We start from the raw sequence: 15,356 nt of genomic DNA, 5'->3' as shown, positions 1-15,356 counted from the left end.
CGCTGGCTCCCGGTCGTGGATGGTGCCGAAAAGTGTAAATCGGACTGTCCACGACGGTGACCGGATTGACCGGACCCGCCGCGCCCGGAACACGAGGAGGCCCGGAACACCAGGAGTCTGTGCGGGGGAGCGCTCAGGGGCGCTCGAATCTCTCCTCACGTCCCAGCCGTCGCAGGCGCACCCACTCGCGCAGCGCGGCCGGATCGCGCCGCGTGACCAGGAAATACCAGCCGAACCGGAGCCATTCCTGCGGCAGCAACCTGCGCATCCCCGGCTGCGACAGCAGATACCCGCGATTGCGGTACGTGAAGAACCGCTTCGTCTCGTTGTCCGGGTACTGCGTGTGCATCCGCCCACCGAGGATCGGCTTGAACTCGTCGGCGCCGTCCGGATGCAGATACGCCGCCTGCAGGCACGTGCCGAACGGCAACCCCGACCGCACCAGACGACGATGGATCTCCACCTCGTCACCTCGCACGAACAGGCGCAGATCGGGGACCCCCACGGCGTCGATCGCCTCCGCCGTGAACAGGGCACCGTTGAACAGGGATGCGATGCCGGGCAGCAGATCGTCGTCGCCGAGTTCGTGCCGCCACCGGCGCCACACCACGCCGCGGCGCAGCGGGAAGGCCAACCGGTCGGGTTGCGCGATGTCGCACACCACCGGCGACACCTCCGCCAGACCGTTCCGGCGTGCACAGTCGAGCAGCGTCGCGAGAACCTCGGGGCCCTCGGGACGACCGTCGTCGTCGGCCAGCCACACCCGGTCCGCTCCCAGCGACAGCGCGTACAGCATGCCGAGCGCGAAGCCTCCCGCACCACCGAGATTGTGCTCCGACCCCAGGTAGGTGGTGGGCACGTCCGCGCCGTCCACCAGCGCCCGGACCTCGACCTCGTTCGCGTTGTCGACGACCACCAGGTGATCGAGCGGCCGCGTCTGCGTCGCCAGGACCTTCAGGGATTCGGCCAGCAGGTCGCGGCGGCGGTGCGTGACGACGACGCCGACGATGCGTTCGTCAGGCACTCTTCTTACCGCCCGCCGTCGCGTCACCCCGCGCGGTCGTGCGCTCACGGGCGAGTTCGTTCAACACGGTCCGCACGTGGTCGCCGGCCTCGTCGCCCTCGTAGGCCCGCACCACGTCCTCGATTCCCCCCTGCTCACGGATCTGCCCGTGGTCGATCCACATGGCCTGATCGCACAGCTGCGCGAGGAACTCGTTGGAATGACTCGCGAACACGAGGATGCCGGAGCGCGTCACGAGATCCTGCAGACGCGTCCGGGCCTTCTTCATGAACTCGGCGTCGACCGCCCCGATGCCCTCGTCGAGCAGCAGGATCTCCGGGTCGATGCTCGTGACCACACCCAGCGCCACCCGTACCCGCATGCCCGTCGAATACGTGCGCAGCGGCATCGACAGATAGTCGCCGAGCTCGGTGAACTCGGCGATCTCGTCGACCTTCTTCAGCATCTGCTTGCGGGACATGCCGAGGAACATGCCGCGGATGAGGATGTTCTCGTATCCGGAGATCTCCGGATCCATGCCCACACCCAGATCGAAGACCGGTGCGACCCGACCCCGCACCCGCGCGGCGCCGCGTGTCGGTTCGTAGATGCCCGACAGCAGACGCAGCAGCGTCGACTTGCCTGCACCGTTGTGCCCGACCAGGCCGACGCGGTCGCCTTCCTTCAACGACATGGTGATGTCGCGCAGGGCTTCGACGACGACCACGTCGGATCCGTTCCGCCCGATCGCACCGCCGGCCTTGCCCAGGAACGCCTTCTTCAACGAACGGGTCTTGGCGTCGAAGATCGGGAAGTCGACGCACGCGTCGCGGGTTTCGATGCTGACACGGCTCACGATGCTGCTCCAGACGCTGACACGGGTTCCGAGCCTACCGGTCGGGCGATACCACGCGTCGAGGCGGCGACCGCTAGAGGTACTGGCCGGTGCCCGGGTTGCCGTGGCCGTGCTGGTCGCCAGGCTGCTGCATCTGCACGGCCAGACCGGGGGGAAGGGCCCCCTGACGCATCTGCTCGAGTTGTGCCCGGGCCGCCATCTGCTGGGCGAACAGCGCCGTCTGGATGCCGTGGAACAGACCTTCGAGCCAGCCCACGAGCTGCGCCTGGGCGATGCGCAGTTCGGCGTCGGACGGCACGGCGTCCTCACTGAACGGCAACGCCAGGCGTTCGAGTTCCTCGCGCAGCTCGGGGGCGAGCCCCTGCTCGAGTTCGACGACGGAGGAGCGATGGATCTCCTTGAGCCGGGTGCGGCTCGCATCGTCGAGGGGAGCGGCCTTCACCTCCTCGAGGAGCTGCTTGATCATCGTGCCGATCCGCATGACCTTCGCGGGCTGCTCGACCATGTCGGCCAGGGTCTCGCCGGGCGTCGAATCGTCGGCGTTCGCGGTGTTCTCCTCGTTCGTGTCCGGGGTGGCCTCGTCGGAAGTGCCGGGAACGTCGGAGGTACGGGGAACACGGATGGGTCGACCGTCGGGTCCGATGACGAGAACGGCGTCGTTGTCGGGATGTGTCATGCCCCCATACTCACCTTTCCCGGCGCTACGCGCTGCCGGCGGCACGTTCGGCGTGTGGATTCGTCCGGAGCGCCGGACCTGCGTACGAGGGTACTCACGCGGGCCGTCGTGCCTCGGGGGAGCGGCCGACCGCCGGTTGACAGAAAGTCCTAGAGTGTCTGCCATGGCCTACGACGTTGCCCGGATCAGGGGGTTGATCCCCTCCCTCGGCGACGGTTGGATCCACCTCGATCCCCAGGCCGGGATGCAGACGGCCGACGCGGTGTCCCGATCCGTGTCGACAGCGTTCCGCAACGCCGGTGCCTCGGCGGTGGGCAGACACGCATCGAACCGTCGGAGCGCGCTGATCCTCGACGAGGCCCGCGCCGCCGTGGGGGACCTGGTCGGTGCCGACCCGGCCGGTGTGGTTCTCGGATCCAGCCGAGCCGTGTTGTTGTCGTGGCTGGCCGAAGCGCTCAGCCCCCGGCTCGGCCTCGGCACCGGGATGGTGCTGTCGCGCCTCGACGACGAAGCGAACATCGCTCCGTGGCTGCGTGTCGCGAGCCGGTACGGCGCGCAGGTGCGGTGGGCCGAGGTCGACATCGAGACGTGTGACCTCCCCACCTGGCAGTACGAAGAACTGATCACCCCGACGACACGTCTGGTCGCGTTGTCGGCGGCGTCGTCGATCGTGGGATCCGCACCCGATGTGCGGATCGTGGCCGACCTCATCCACGACGTCGGCGGTCTCATGGTGGTCGACGCGACCGGCGCCGCACCGTACGCGCACATCGACATCGACGATCTCGGCGCCGACGTCCTCACCGTCGAAGCCGCCGCGTGGGGTGGCCCGCGGATCGGTGCACTGGTGTTCGCCGACCCGTCGCACCTCGACCGGGTGCCGTCGATGTCGTTGGATCCGGGCGCGCGCGGACCGGAGCGGCTCGAGGTGGGGGGCCACCAGTACGCGCTGCTGGCCGGAGTCACCACGTCCATCGACTTCCTGGCCTCCCTCGACGACGCCTCCACCGGGACGCGTCGGGAACGGCTGGAGGCGTCGATCAGCTCGATGCAGGACTACCAGGATCGATTGTTCGATCGGCTCGTTCGTCAGCTCGACAGCCTGTCCGGCGTGATCGTGCTCGGTCGCGCATCGAGCCGGGTCCCGGCGCTCAGCTTCACGATCGACGGGGTGCCCGCGGACAAGGTCGCCGGTCATCTCGCCGATCGTCGTGTCGCGACGGTCGCGAGCATGCGCGGAGCCAGTCGGCTGCTCGATTCGCTCGGCGTCGGCGACGAGGGCGGTGCCGTCACCGTCGGTCTCGCCCCCTACACCACCGCGTTCGAGATCGACCAGCTGGCGCGCGAACTCCGCAATCTGTGAGAGATCGGATCGGCTCGCCCCACCCCTGAGCGAATGTATCGCTCGCTCTACTCGTTCGAGCGAGCGATACATTCGCTCGACGCGACTTCAGACGCGGTCGATCCGCAACACGACCTTCCCGACGGTGTCGGGGGAATCGAGCATCTCGTGGGCCTTCGCGGCCTCGGTGATGGGCAGTTCGGCGTGCACGATCGGCTGCACCTTCGCCTCCTCGATCAGCGGCCACAGGTGCTCGCGGACCGCCGTGACGATCGCGGCCTTGCCCGACTTTCCGGTGTCCGGGCGTCCACGCAACCCGGTCGCGGTGACCTTGCCGCGTTTGGCCAGCAGCTTGCCGATGTTCAGTTCGCCCTTCGTGCCGCCCTGCATCCCGATCACCACGAGCGTTCCGTCGGGGGCGAGCACGTCGATGTTCCGGGACAGGTACGCGGCGCCCATGTTGTCGAGAACGACGTTCGCGCCGCCGTACGCCTTCTTCACCTCCGTGACGAAGTCCTGGCTTCGGTAGTCGACGGTGAGGTCGGCGCCGAGCTCGCGACACCGGTCGAGTTTGCCCGCGGACGCGGTGACCGCGACGGTCGCGCCGAGCGCCTTGCCGACCTGGATCGCGTGGGTTCCGATCCCGCCGCCGCCGCCGTGCACGAGAAGCACGTCGCCGCGCGACAGTCCGGCGACCATCACCACGTTCGACCACACGGTGCAGGCGATCTCCGGTAGCGATGCTGCGACGGCGATGTCCATGCCGTCGGGAACGGGCAGCAACTGGGTGGCCGCGACGACGACCTGTTCGGCGTATCCGCCGCCGACGAGCAGCGCGCACACCCGGTCGCCGACGTTCCAGCCGGAGACACCTTCGCCGAGTTCGGCGATGACACCCGAACATTCCAGGCCGAGGATCTCGCTGGCACCGGGAGGTGGTGGGTACAGGCCGCGTCGCTGCAGCAGATCGGCGCGGTTGACGGCGGTCGCGGCGACGTCGAGCAGAACCTGTCCGGGTCCGGGGGCAGGGTCGGGTTGTTCGATCCACTGGAGAACTTCCGGTCCGCCCGGTTCGGAGACGACGATTGCGTGCATGTGTTCGACGCTATCGCGCCGGAGCGGCGCCGTGGCGGGGTGACCGATAGGTAACATTTCGGTGTCGCACGCGACTAGACTTCCTCCGTGACCAGCGAACGTGAGGAACCGATCTGGCTGACCGCGACCGAGCAGTACGCGTGGCGTCAGTACATGGACGGCAACGGTCGGCTGATGAGCATCCTCAACCGCAGTCTGCAGGACAAGCACGGGCTGTCGCTCGCCGAATACCGGATCCTCGTCATGCTGAACGAGGCGCAGGACGGTTCGCTGCGTATGAGCGATCTCGCCGACGGCGTGCTGTCCTCCCGCAGCCGACTGACGCATCAGATCAGGCGGATGGAGGACGACGGTCTGGTGGTGCGCAGTTCGTGTCCCGTCGACGGTCGCGGTGTGCTCGCGACGATCACGGAGAAGGGGCGCGGTCGCCTGGCGGAGGCCGCTCCCACCCATGTCGACGACGTGCGACGCAACCTGATCGATCTGCTCGACGCCGACGAACTCGACGTGCTCGGCAAGGTCTTCGCGCGTGTCGGGGCGGCCCTCGCCGACCGTTGACCGTCCGCTACCGCTAGGATTTGCGGCGGAAGTGTGGCAGAGCGGCCGAATGCACTCGCCTTGAAAGCGAGCTTGGGTAACACCAACGGGGGTTCAAATCCCTCCACTTCCGCCGCGGCCCCTCACCTGTTCACGCAGGTGAGGGGTTCTTCGTGCTCAGTCCTCGTCGTACTTCTCCCAGAAGCGCGCCCGCAACCGGTACCGACTGTTCTCGTCCAGGTCGTACTTCTGCATCGCGACCGAGGCGTCGAGCAGCAGGGCACGGTCGATCTCCCGGGGGATCGAGGGTCGGGCCCGGGTGAGTTCGAGTTTCTCGTCGGGGCCGGCGCTCTCGCGGAACGAGGTCAGTACCCGCAGGACCACCTCGTCGATCAGGCGTTCGTCCGGGTCCTCCTCGGTGTGGTCGTATCCCGGAAGAACCTGGGCCGGAGAACCGGTGGTGCTGCTGTAGGCGAGCACGCTGGTCCGGCGCGGGGCCGCCGGCGTGTGTGTCCGTGCCGCGACATCCAGTGGGGTGCGGCCGGTCGACCGCGTCGCCGGGACGGCGGCAGGTGTCGGCGCCGGTGCAGGCCGTTCGACGATCGGTGTGGTCGCCGGTTTCCGGTCCACCTTCAGCACCGCGGTATCGACGACTGCGCCGTCGATGGTGTCGAGCTCGTCGGCGGCGCGGATCAGGTGTCGGCTCACTCCGTGCGACGTGCCGGCGGCGGTGGGGACGGCGAGCAGGACGACTTGCACCCCGTGGACCTGGGCCTCTTCCACGGCTTCGGTCAGGTCGTCGTCGCCGGAGACGAGGAAGAACACGTCGGAGGCGCCGTTGCGGGCGTGCGCGACCAGGTCCAGGCCGATGCGCAGGTCCACGCCCTTCTGCTCGCCGTTGACGCCGAATCGGCCGAGGCGGAGCTTGACCTTGGACAGCTCACCGATGCGTTCCTGCTGCGCGTCGGGGATGCCGTGGCGGGCCGAGTCGTACCAGTACACGCGGAGTACCGGCAGTTCCGATCGGGTCTCGGCGGTGTCCACCAACGAGTTGACCAGTGCGGCGTAGTCGACGTGGATGCCGCTGCGCAGCGAGGTGCCGGTCACGCGGGTAGCTGCGGACGCCAGCAGGTATCCGGCGTCGATGTAGAGCGAGCAGGTCGAGCGCATGCGCACACTATGACATGCGCGAACGACAGGTGCGGCGGACGCTGTATCCGTCACGAGTACGTGCCTCGCAGGTGTTCGCCGAGAGGTATTCATCCAGGACGCGGGCTTCGTCTGCCGGGTCGGAGCGCTGCCGGCCGAGTGCCCCGCGTGCCCGACATGTCCGGAGTGTGCCGTCCGTCCACGGGATTTGCGGTCGATGGTTAGGGTCGTTCCCAGACGGCTTGACCGTCGCGGGGCCCGGTAGTGGTATCGAGGCTCCATGGAGTCGGGGACGGAGAGCCGCACGATGCTCGGGAAGACAATCAGGATCTGCGCTGCCGCGTTGCTGGTCACGGCGGGCGGCACCGCGGTCGCGTACGCCGATCCGGTTGTGACGGATCCGTTGGTGAACATCGCGCCGGCGCCGGCCTCCGCAGTCGTCGAACGGGTCGAGCACCTCACCGACACGCGCACCGCACTGTTCGTGCATTCCCCGGCGATGCGCCGGGTCGTGCAGGTGCAGGTCCTGCATCCGGCGTCCGAGGGGCCGAGGCCGACGCTGTATCTGCTCGACGGTGTCGAGGCCGGGTCGGAATCCGAGTACCGCGAGAGCGCGTGGACCGCAGAAACCGACATCGTCGACTTCGTTTCCGACAAGAACGTCAACGTCGTGTTGCCCGTCGGTGGTACCGGCAGCTACTACACGGATTGGCAACGACCCGACCCCGTGCTGGGTGTCAACCGGTGGGAGACCTTCCTGACCGAGGAGTTGCCGCCGATCATCGACGGCCGGTTCCACGGGAACGGAACCAACGCGGTCGCGGGCCTGTCGATGGGGGCGACCGGTGCAATGCTGCTCATCACCCGGAATCCCGAACTCTACGAGGGCGTCGCGGCGTTGAGCGGCTGCCTCGACACCTCGCAGGCCTCCACCCGCAACTCGGTCCGCGGGACGGTGGTCTACAAGGGTGGCAACCCCGACAACATGTGGGGTCCGCCGGAGGACCCCGATTGGGCCGCGCATGATCCGTTGCGGCTCGCCGAGCGCCTGCGCGGCAAGGACGTGTTCGTCAGCACCGGAAACGGGCTGCTCGGTCCGCACGATTTCGCTTCCGGGCAGGATCAGTTGTCCGCGGGTATGGCACTGGAGATGGGCGCGTTCACGTGCACGCTCACCTTCGACCGCAGGCTGCGGGAGTTGAACATCCCCGCGACCGTCGTGTACCGGCCGTGGGGAACCCACACGTGGCCGTACTGGCAGGACGACATCAAGACCGCATGGCCCACTCTGGCGAGGTCGCTCGGGCTCTGATCGTGTCGCCGGCGGTCGCCGGTGGGAACGACGTCGGTGGAGTCGAGGTCAGTGGACGCGGATGCGGTCGGTCGCCGGAACGGACACAGGCCGTTCCGATGTTCCTCGCCCGAGGTAGGTGGTGAGGGCGTCGAGGTCGTAGCCGAGCCCCGCCCGACTCCGCGTCTCGGCGAACACCGTGAATCCGTCGCCGCCGCCGCTCAGGAACGAATTGACGACGACGGAGTACACCGCGTCGGGGTCGAGCGGTTCGCCCGCGACCGTGATGTCGCGGATTCGTTCTCCGCGGGGTGCCAGTCGGTCGAGGGTGTAGTGCAGGGTGTGCGACGGCGCGAGGATCCGTTCGACGCTGCTGCCCACCGAATCGCTCCGGAACTGTTGTTCGAGGACGGCGTGGATCTGTGCGCCCGTCATGTCGACGATCTCGAGGCGGTTTCCGAACGGGTGGACGGCGAACGCCTCACCGAAGCTGACGGCGTCGCCGTCGGCCGTCAGGTCGGCCCGCACCCCGTCGATGTTCATCAATGCCAGCTGGGCGCCGTGGGGTTCACCGGCGGCGAGTTGTGCATCGGCGACGAGGTTGCCGAGTGTCGACTCGCCGCTGGACGTGGTGTCCCGGGTGAGTGGGGCCGCGACGTGCCCCACTTCGCGTCGCGCGGTCTCGGCGGAGCGGTCCACAGCACGTTCGACGAACGCGGAGACGCCGGGGTCGGGTGTGATGTCGTGGGTGACCACCTGGTTGAACGCGACGGTGCGGTCGCGCAGCACATCGCGATCCGCGCGGTCGATGACGAGATCGGCGACCGACAGGATCCGCCCGTGCGAGGCGCCCTGCACCACGGTGCGCTGGGTGCCGAGCGGGTCCGGGAAACTGCAGTTGAAGTGGCCTTCGCCGTCGGCGGTGACGATCAGGTCGACGAGCGGGGACACCGAGGTGGCGACGGCCCTGGCGCGTCCGTCGACGGGATCGCAGGGATCGGTGGTGGTCTCGGCGAGGTCACCCTTGTACAGCACGATCATCGCCCGCACCCCGAGTGCGTCGAGTGCGTCGGCAGTGCGGTTCACGGCGTCCACCTCGTCGCCGAAATGCAGACCCTCGATGGAGTCGGCGCGCACGTAGTCGGGGGTGTTGCTCGGCATGACTCCGATCGCGGCGACGGGGATGCCGTCGATGTAGGTGACCGAGTACGGCAGCGCGGCGGGCTCGCCCGTGTCCGTGGTGATGTTCGACGCGAGCAGCGGGAAGTCGGCGCCGTCGAACGCCTCCCCGTACCGGCAGCCTTCCTCCGGGTGGCAGCCACCGTCGCGCAGCCGCCGCAGTTCGGCGGCACCGTTGTCGAATTCGTGGTTGCCGAGGCCCGCGGCGGTGAGGTCGAGATCGTTGAGCAGTTCGACGGTCGGTTCGTCGTGGAACATCGCGGACTCGAGCGGGGACGACCCCCACGTGTCGCCGGTCGAGTACAGCACCGAGTGGTCGGCCTGGCCGCGCAGCTGCCGGATGTACGCGGCGAGGTAGGCGGCGCCGCCGGCGGGTACGGAGGCTCCGTCCGACCGGACGACCTCGCTGCGCGGGCCCTCCGGCGGTAGCAGACTGCCGTGCAGGTCACCGAACGCGATCATCCGCAACGGAACGGTGTTCTCGGGCGCTGCCCCCGCCGGATGCACAGCGGTGGTCGCGGACAGCCCCGCGACGACGAGTGCCGTGGTCAGGACACGTCGGAGTGCCCTGCCTGGCAGCATCGTGTTTCCTTCTCCCTCGTCGCTCGCGGAGTTCGACGATCCGGCGCGCTCGACGGCCGACTCGACCGGTCGAGTCTGCCAGCGGCCGGTCACGCTATCGATACCCACGGGTCACGGTTGGGTCTCGCCGGTCAGTCGAGTCCCGCGCAGGCGCGTCCGGCTCCCGTGGCGAACGACAGGAACAGGTCGTTCTCGTGGACGTCACCGATACTGACCCGGACTCCGTCCCCGGCGAAACCCCGCAGCACGACACCGGCCTCGGCGGCAGCATCCGTGTACGCCGCAGCCGCAGCACCGAGGGGGAGCCACACGAAGTTCGCGTAGCTGGCGGGAACGTCGTAGCCGGCGGCGACGAGGGCCGCGCGCACACGTTCGCGTTCGGCGACGACCCCGTCGGTGCGGTCGAGTAGTTCCGCGGCAGCCTCGAGGGACGCGATCGCGGCCCGCTGCGCAGGAGCGCTCACAGAGAACGGAGTGTGGACCTTACCCAGTGCGATCACGATCGCCGGATCGGCGACGGCGTACCCGACCCGGATCCCGGCGAGCCCGTACGCCTTGGAGAAGGTGCGCAACACCACCACGTTGCGGCGCCCCGCGGCGAGTTCGAGTCCGTCGGGCAGGTCTTCGCCGGGGGCCGGGCGCACGTACTCGAAGTACGCCTCGTCCAGGGCGACGACGACGTCGTCGGGCACCGCGTCGAGGAATTTCTCCAGGTCGGGCTTCCCGATCAGCGTGCCGGTGGGGTTGTTCGGATTGCATACGAAGATCAGCCGGGTGCGGTCGGTGATCGCCGCGAGCATCGCGTCGAGGTCGTGACCGTGGTCGGGCCCGTTCGGCACGGCGACGGCTTTCGCCCCGGCCACCGCCGAGATCACCGGGTATGCCTCGAACGATCGCCACGAGAACACCACCTCGTCGCCGTCGTCGCAGGTGATCTGCACCAGTTCTTGGCAGAGGTTCACCGAGCCGCAGCCCACGGCGATGCGGTCCGCCGGCACCGACAGTCGCTTCGACAGTGCAGCGATCAGATCGGCGGCACTGTTGTCGGGATACCGGTTCGCGTTGTCCACCGCATCGAGGATCGCCGCGCGCACGCTCGGCAGGGGTCCGGCGGTCGTCTCGTTGCTCGCGAGCTTGACCGCACCCGGAAAACTGCGTCCGGGGACGTAGGCGGGAATCGTGTCGAGGCCGGGACGGATGCGTGGGGTCACCAGGCGATTATGCCCCCGCGGTTCACCTGCGGGACCACGACGGTCGTGTCATCGTGGACAACATGCCCGATATCAGCAAGGACTCCGCGCGCCTGGAGGATGCTTCCGGAGAACTGCCGTTGACGGTGGTCAGGCCCGAATCGGCGCCGCGCGGGTGCATCGTGCTGCTGCATCGTGCCCACGCGTTCTCACCCACGCTGCTCGAGTTCATGCGGGCGCTGGCGGAGGAGCGGTGGCTGGTGGTGGCGCCGGATCTGCATCATCGCGGCCCGGACGGCGACGAGTCGGCGCTGTTCGGCGACGCGGCGCTCGTCAACGCCGACGCGACGTTCACGTGGATCGCCCGTGCCGGTATCCGTGCCGACACCATCGGAATCATCGGTTTCGACGAGGCGGGGGTCGCGGCGATGGCGGTGGCCGCCGAACGCCCACTCGGCGCCGTGGTGAGTGTCGCGGCGTCGGGCATCACCGAGCGGCTACGCCCGAATGTTCTGCCGCTCGTCGAACTGGTGCAGGCGCTGCGCGCGCCGTGGCTCGGTTTGTACGGTGTCGACGATCCGCACACGCCGGGCAGTGACGTCGAGCGACTGCGTGAGGCGGCGGGACGGGCGGACGCCCCGACTCTGGTGGTGACCTACGAGGGGTTGGAGCATCGACCCGACGAGCCGCCCGTCGAACACGCCACCGCCGACCCCGACACCGATCCGCGGGAGGCCGCGATCGTCGACGCGCGGCGCCGGATCTTCGACTGGTTCGACAGTCACATGCGTTGACCAGCTGTTTTGCGTTTTCGAGGGGGGCTTGTGTAATGTTTCGATCCGGCGGTTCGAGAGAATCGAATCCCCGCAAGGAGGCGTGCCAGAGCGGCCGAATGGGACTCACTGCTAATGAGTTGTCCCCCTTACCGGGGACCGGAGGTTCAAATCCTCTCGCCTCCGCCACGTTGGTGTAGCGTCACCGACGACAACTGAATAACATGCGCCCGTAGCTCAACGGATAGAGCATCTGACTACGGATCAGAAGGTTAGGGGTTCGAATCCCTTCGGGCGCACAAGAAACCCCAGGAGAGAGGCCGTTTTGACGGAGGAATCGCCTGGGGTTTTTCTTATGCTCACCCCGAAACCACCCCTATTCGTCGAGCGCAGGGAGCACGCTTACAGACATGGGCGCCCCTGCTCCCTGCTTCACGCCCTCCTCGTCGTCGGTGGTGCCAGCTTCCCGAGCACGTCCGCAACCTCCGGGCCGACGTCCGGCCTGTCGACGTAATGACGCTCCGTCACGGCGGTACCCGAGTGCCCGAGCTGCCGAGATGCCGCCTCGACGCCGAGGGCGCGATCGACGGTCGTGGCCGCGAGTCGCCGCAGCGAGCGCAGCGTGACGTGATCGAGGTCGTCGGGCCGCGCTTCCCGTAGCTGCCTGTCGAGATTCGCCCGGCTGCGCACCGTGCCCGACGACGAGGGGAAGATCAGCCCGGTCAGTTCGACGACGGGATCGTCGAGGCGTCGCCGCAGTGCCTCGACGACGAACGCGGGCAGCTGCACTGTCCGGTGCCCCTTCCTCGTCTTCGGGGTGGGCTGGCGGACGCTCCCGACGACGGTGCCGGCCACCGTCAGCGTCGCGGCCTCAACGTCGACGTCCTGCACCCGCAGCGCCAGCACCTCACCCGGACGCAGTCCGGTACCGAGAACGACGTCGACGACCTCGAGGAGCCCCTGCCCCCGTGGCCGGCCCAGCGTGTTACCGCCGCACCATCGAGCGACCGCGGCTCGGTACCGGTGAGCCTCCTCGATGGCCGGCACCTCGATGCCTCCCGACTGCTTTCGCACCGCCGCCGTGTCCCGCACAGGGTTCGACTCGACGAGATCTAGGCGGGCCGCGTAGGCGAACGCGAGCATCAACACCGTCCTGGTGCGCTTCCGGATGCCCTCACCCTTGATTCCGCGTAGGAACCTGTCGATCGTGCCTACCGTGGCCTCCCTGATGCGAACCTGCCCGATGCCAGGCTTGATGTGCCCGTCGATAGCCGAGCGGTAGTCGCCGAGGGTTTGGGGTCGACGGCTGCCGTCGTCTGCGTTCTTCAGCCAGTCGTCGAGGAGGTCGGAAACCTTCGAGTCGGCGGTGAGCGTGTCTCCGCCGGATTGCCGGCGCCGGTCGCGTAGGTACGTCGTCAGTGCCGCCTCCGCTTTCGCTCCGGACGGGCCGAACCGCTCGAATCTCCGCGTTACGCCGTCGAGGTCGCGGTACTTTGCGCGGGCGCGCCATCGGCCGGGTTCGACTTCGGTCCGAGTGATCCGGCCCCACGTGCCGAGGGGGAGCGGCTGCCTAGGCATCGGTTGCGCTGCCCCCATGAAGGATCGGGCCATCGTCTTCGATGACACCGCCAAGGGCTCGGATGCCCTCCTCGAGGTGCCGGCGCTGCTTCTCGATACCCTCGGCCACGCCGGAGAGCTGATCCCAGAGGCCAGGTGCAGAGTCGGCGGGCTGGCCACTCGTCAGCTTTTCGAGGAGTTCTTGCAGCCGCTCGGATGACCGCTGGTAGTTCCCGGCCAACTCCCGCGTCAGCTGCACGAGGCGAAACAGCGCCCCGTCGGACCCTTCCGCCGGCATCGGCTCGGTCTTGTACTCAGCTTTCAGGACGCAGCCGAGATCCTCGAAGTCCTCGGCGTCAACCAGCATGTCCCACCCGTACGGAGGCCGACTCACTTCGCCCGAGAACCAGCGCAGCGCGTCGAGCGCCCGGCCGCTGGAGCGCGGCAGGACGGCAACCTCGCCGTCCGGTAGTCCGGGGAATAGCAGCGCGACAGGCGGCACTTCGAGCGCGGCGGCAATCGCGAGCAGGTCGGCGACGGAGATTGTCTTACGGACCCCTCGGCGAAACTCCGATACGGCCGTCCGTGACATCGGATATCCCAGGCTCGTCACGCGGTCGGCGATCCACTGGTCTGAGCGCTTCCCGCGTGCCCTGTCGATGCCGCGGCCAATCTGGGCGGTAATGGCCTGCTGCCAAGTCTCGGTTGACTCCATGGCAGTCATCGTAGGCCCAATTCCGGTGATTCTTGACGATCACATCGGCGGCTGCTAGACATTGATTGTCACAAAGTCGATTGGAGGCAGAAATGACTGCAACACAGTCAAGTGGGCGCAGGATGACCCGAAATGAACTCGACACACTGGGGGTTGCGACAGACCTTCGGACCGCAGCGCGCGCCCTCGGGCTGGGGGCCTCCACTGCGTATCAGCTCGCAGCCGCCGGCGAGTTTCCGGTCCGAGTGCTGCGGGCGGGGTGCCGCTATGTGGTGCCGACCGCGGGGCTGCGGGAAGTGCTCGGCATTGAGGACGCCGACTGATGGCCGGCTACTTCGGCGATGAGCCGACATGCGCCCGATGCGATTACCCCCGCCGGCTGCACCACATGCTCCGGGTCGAACACGAGTACACCGAGCGCCCCGACAAGAAGAACGCCCCCGGGTCGGCCGCCACCGACTCCGAGGGCACGAACGGCACCGACTACCAGGAAGGGACCAGTTCAATGGTCAATCGTACTGACTTCATCCGCAACGCCGCCACCATCGCCACCATCGTGGCGGTCGGGTTCATCTTCCCGCTGCTCGTCGCAAAGGGCGCGGTCGACGCCGGGTGGTACGTGGCCGCCACAGCTGGATTCGGTGCCGGCGCACTCCGCGGTCGCGAGCGGGGTTTCGACTACTTCGAGGCCATGCGCCGACTGCGTGACCTCGAACCCCTCGAAGTCGAGTTCATCGCGCACTCCGGGTACACCGAGGAACAGCTGCACGACCTCGCTCGCGCCGTCGGCCGCGAACCACAGCAGTGGCGGACTATGCCCCTCTGGGCCGCCGCCGACGTCGACCGCATCCGCGTCAGCATCGAATCCGAACAGTCCGGCGTCACCCCCGACCCCATCGACCTCCTCGAGGATGTCGTCGTCGAACGAGGCCTCGAGCGCGCCGCGGGGCTGACGGTGGTGCCGCTCCGATACGGGGACAAGACGGTCGTCGCGTTCGATCCGCACCCCATGTCTCTCGACGGACCCGAAATCGACCTCGAGGACATCCCGCGGCTGATCGGGATCCTGAGCGACATCCACGCTCGCCTCACGGCATCTCGCACCGGCACCGAAGACACGTCCACCCACTAACGCACGCGGCCCCAGGATCGAATCCTGGGGCCGCCAACCAGCTCTGAGGAGCACCATGCACGATACCTGCAAACCCGACCCGATCGCAGCCCTCGACGCCGAGGCACGCCGCCACGGCGCTCGCATCGCCACCCGCTGCACGCGCTGTGGAGCCTGGTTGGTCGACCCGAAGTCACGTGCTGCCCACCGCGGCCCGAAGTGCCGGAAGGCGGTGAGCGCGTGAGCGACCCGACACCCGAAACGCTGTTCCTCGCGTCCGCCATGCAGGCCACCGCAGCC

The 15,356-nt window shown here is 68.1% G+C and carries 14 protein-coding genes and 3 tRNA genes; 8 read left to right on the top strand and 9 right to left on the bottom strand.

Annotated elements, in window-relative coordinates; genetic code table 11:
- Positions 1 to 133: 133 nt before the first annotated feature.
- The 3 genes from glfT1 to LDQ05_RS01395 form a co-directional block, all read right to left on the bottom strand.
- Positions 134 to 1,024 carry a galactofuranosyltransferase GlfT1 gene (gene glfT1 / locus LDQ05_RS01405; protein WP_226435109.1) on the bottom strand — a complete coding sequence of 297 codons (891 nt, stop codon included), beginning with the start codon at positions 1,022 to 1,024 and terminating at the stop codon, positions 134 to 136.
- Positions 1,017 to 1,862, bottom strand: a complete 846-nt coding sequence (wzt, locus tag LDQ05_RS01400; protein ID WP_226435184.1) for a galactan export ABC transporter ATP-binding subunit Wzt/RfbE — start codon at positions 1,860 to 1,862, stop codon at positions 1,017 to 1,019. The genes glfT1 and wzt overlap by 8 nt, the downstream gene beginning before the upstream one ends.
- Positions 1,863 to 1,932: 70 nt before the next feature.
- A complete protein-coding gene (locus LDQ05_RS01395) occupies positions 1,933 to 2,535 on the bottom strand; it encodes a bacterial proteasome activator family protein (protein WP_226435108.1) in 603 nt (200 codons plus the stop codon).
- 163 nt (positions 2,536 to 2,698) lie between these two features.
- Between LDQ05_RS01395 and LDQ05_RS01390 the strand changes: the two genes are divergently transcribed.
- Positions 2,699 to 3,898 carry a cysteine desulfurase-like protein gene (locus tag LDQ05_RS01390; protein ID WP_226435107.1) on the top strand — a complete coding sequence of 400 codons (1,200 nt, stop codon included), beginning with the start codon at positions 2,699 to 2,701 and terminating at the stop codon, positions 3,896 to 3,898.
- An 87-nt stretch (positions 3,899 to 3,985) separates the two neighbouring features.
- Here the strand turns inward: LDQ05_RS01390 and LDQ05_RS01385 are convergent, their stop codons facing one another.
- Positions 3,986 to 4,972 (bottom strand): NAD(P)H-quinone oxidoreductase, encoded by a 987-nt coding sequence (locus LDQ05_RS01385; protein ID WP_226435106.1) that lies wholly within the window; start codon positions 4,970 to 4,972, stop codon positions 3,986 to 3,988.
- An 87-nt stretch (positions 4,973 to 5,059) separates the two neighbouring features.
- Between LDQ05_RS01385 and LDQ05_RS01380 the strand changes: the two genes are divergently transcribed.
- Together LDQ05_RS01380 and LDQ05_RS01375 are read left to right on the top strand one after the other, a co-directional pair.
- Positions 5,060 to 5,530 (top strand): MarR family winged helix-turn-helix transcriptional regulator, encoded by a 471-nt coding sequence (locus LDQ05_RS01380; protein ID WP_226435105.1) that lies wholly within the window; start codon positions 5,060 to 5,062, stop codon positions 5,528 to 5,530.
- A 27-nt stretch (positions 5,531 to 5,557) separates the two neighbouring features.
- Positions 5,558 to 5,642, top strand: a tRNA-Ser gene (locus tag LDQ05_RS01375).
- Between the two features lie 44 nt (positions 5,643 to 5,686).
- Here the strand turns inward: LDQ05_RS01375 and LDQ05_RS01370 are convergent.
- Positions 5,687 to 6,679: an NYN domain-containing protein gene (locus LDQ05_RS01370; protein ID WP_226435104.1), complete on the bottom strand. Its 993-nt coding sequence runs from the start codon at positions 6,677 to 6,679 to the stop codon at positions 5,687 to 5,689.
- A 286-nt stretch (positions 6,680 to 6,965) separates the two neighbouring features.
- Here LDQ05_RS01370 and LDQ05_RS01365 point away from each other — a divergent pair, with 286 nt between their 5' ends.
- Complete coding sequence (locus LDQ05_RS01365; RefSeq protein ID WP_226435103.1) at positions 6,966 to 7,970, top strand: alpha/beta hydrolase; 1,005 nt, start codon at positions 6,966 to 6,968, stop codon at positions 7,968 to 7,970.
- A gap of 48 nt (positions 7,971 to 8,018) precedes the next feature.
- On the opposite strand, the gene LDQ05_RS01360 is transcribed toward LDQ05_RS01365, so the two are convergent.
- Both LDQ05_RS01360 and hisC read right to left on the bottom strand, forming a co-directional pair.
- A complete protein-coding gene (locus LDQ05_RS01360) occupies positions 8,019 to 9,710 on the bottom strand; it encodes a bifunctional metallophosphatase/5'-nucleotidase (RefSeq protein ID WP_226435102.1) in 1,692 nt (563 codons plus the stop codon).
- A 131-nt stretch (positions 9,711 to 9,841) separates the two neighbouring features.
- Positions 9,842 to 10,921, bottom strand: a complete 1,080-nt coding sequence (hisC, locus tag LDQ05_RS01355) for a histidinol-phosphate transaminase (protein WP_226435101.1) — start codon at positions 10,919 to 10,921, stop codon at positions 9,842 to 9,844.
- Positions 10,922 to 10,983: 62 nt separating this feature from the next.
- Between hisC and LDQ05_RS01350 the strand changes: the two genes are divergently transcribed.
- The 3 genes from LDQ05_RS01350 (at position 10,984) to LDQ05_RS01340 (ending at position 11,972) form a co-directional block, all read left to right on the top strand.
- The gene (locus tag LDQ05_RS01350; RefSeq protein ID WP_226435100.1) at positions 10,984 to 11,694 is read left to right on the top strand and encodes a dienelactone hydrolase family protein; all 711 of its coding nucleotides are present in this window, start codon (positions 10,984 to 10,986) and stop codon (positions 11,692 to 11,694) included.
- A 76-nt stretch (positions 11,695 to 11,770) separates the two neighbouring features.
- Positions 11,771 to 11,862, top strand: a tRNA-Ser gene (locus tag LDQ05_RS01345).
- A 37-nt stretch (positions 11,863 to 11,899) separates the two neighbouring features.
- A tRNA-Arg gene (locus LDQ05_RS01340) sits at positions 11,900 to 11,972 on the top strand.
- 133 nt (positions 11,973 to 12,105) lie between these two features.
- Here the strand turns inward: LDQ05_RS01340 and LDQ05_RS01335 are convergent.
- Entirely contained in the window at positions 12,106 to 13,251 is a 1,146-nt protein-coding gene (locus LDQ05_RS01335) for a site-specific integrase (RefSeq protein ID WP_226435099.1), read from the bottom strand.
- Positions 13,244 to 13,945, bottom strand: coding sequence for a hypothetical protein (locus tag LDQ05_RS01330; RefSeq protein ID WP_226435098.1), 702 nt, complete (start codon positions 13,943 to 13,945; stop codon positions 13,244 to 13,246). Before LDQ05_RS01330 ends, LDQ05_RS01335 begins: the two co-directional genes overlap by 8 nt.
- Positions 13,946 to 14,333: 388 nt before the next feature.
- On the opposite strand from LDQ05_RS01330, the gene LDQ05_RS01325 reads away from it, so the two are divergent.
- Positions 14,334 to 15,077: a hypothetical protein gene (locus LDQ05_RS01325; RefSeq protein WP_226435097.1), complete on the top strand. Its 744-nt coding sequence runs from the start codon at positions 14,334 to 14,336 to the stop codon at positions 15,075 to 15,077.
- Positions 15,078 to 15,356: the final 279 nt, after the last annotated feature.

Origin of the sequence: Rhodococcus yananensis (assembly GCF_020515525.1) — a bacterium.
Taxonomy (GTDB): Bacteria; Actinomycetota; Actinomycetes; order Mycobacteriales; family Mycobacteriaceae; genus Rhodococcus; species Rhodococcus yananensis.
This window is presented reverse-complemented; position numbering and strand designations above follow the sequence as displayed.